Below are 1,259 nucleotides of genomic sequence, written 5' to 3' on the forward strand. Positions count from 1 at the left end.
AACTCTTTTCTTTTAACACTTCCATAACCTCTGTGCTAATAAAATGTAAAATCCTAAAATTACCCACCAGCCTGTAATTGTTTTATGGATAATTATCTCGCCTTGCTTTTTACACGTATCGTTCACAATTGGCAATATGCAGCAGAAGCTTATTGATGAAATAATCGATATTTCATTGACGGGTGCTAATTTTTTGCACGATAGCAAACGATTGCCATTTGCTTAATGTATGAATTCTGTATCTCGATGTGTTCTTGGGTGATAAATCACGTTTGTTGAAATTAAGTTAATGTTAATGGCTTGTTCAACGGTGGAGTTGAGGAAGGGCTTTGGTTTTTTGGTTTGATATTTATAACAATAATTAGCTAACACGCTCACATTTTGGTTCGTGCGGGCATCTGAATGTTAAATTTTTTACATTCTTGCGTTTTTAAATCTTGTAAATGTAATGCTAACAAAAGGCGGTGTGGCTTTTCCAAGCCTCCTAGTCGCCCATGATGCGTGACTCTCTTAAAGGAATTCACGAACAACAATGAAAATGACAAAGTTTTAGAGGGTAAGCCATTATGATGAACCTTGCTGCTGCCTTGCAGAGAAATGCTGCAAGTAAACCGAATAAAACGGCCTTGATATGTGGTGATAAAAAATTCACATACGCAGAATTTGACGCGATTGCAGGTAAGATCGCGACTTCGATGATTAAAGCGGGCGTCAAACCGGGAGACCGAGTGGCGTTATCGTGCCCGAATTTGCCTTTCTTTCCTTTCGTTTATTTTGCGGTTCAGAAGGCGGGTGCCGTTACCGTTCCGCTGAACGTGTTGCTCAAATCTAGAGAAATCAAATACCACCTAGAAGATTCGAAAGCGAAGTTTTACTTCTGTTTTGAAGGAACGCCCGAACTGCCAATGGCGAAAGAAGGCATGAAAGCGTTTAAAGAGGTGGATGCGTGTGAAACGATGATCGTAATGACGCAAGATCAAACGCAAAAAGAGTACCAAGGTTTACCGACACTGACGTCTTTTATAGAAGATATCGAACCTTTGGCGGATTACGTTGCTCGCGATGCGGATGACACTTGTGTGATTTTGTATACATCAGGCACAACGGGACTGCCCAAAGGAGCAGAGCTCACGCAGCAAAACATCGTAATGAATGCGCTTGTGGCTCAGAACATCATGGCGAGTCAGGCTGATGATGTTCATCTAGTAACGTTGCCACTGTTTCATACATTCGGTCAAACCGTGCACCTCAATGCTAGC

Annotated in this window: 1 protein-coding gene; it reads left to right on the plus strand. The window is 41.5% G+C overall.

The features are described from left to right. Positions 1-566 precede the first annotated feature (566 nt). Positions 567-1,259, plus strand: a 693-nt coding sequence (locus R7E42_RS24525; RefSeq protein WP_318073167.1) for an AMP-binding protein, incomplete at its 3' end; no start/stop codon positions are given.

Source organism: Vibrio sp. Vb1337 (assembly GCF_033338715.1).
In the GTDB taxonomy this organism is placed as follows: Bacteria; Pseudomonadota; Gammaproteobacteria; order Enterobacterales; family Vibrionaceae; genus Vibrio; species Vibrio alginolyticus.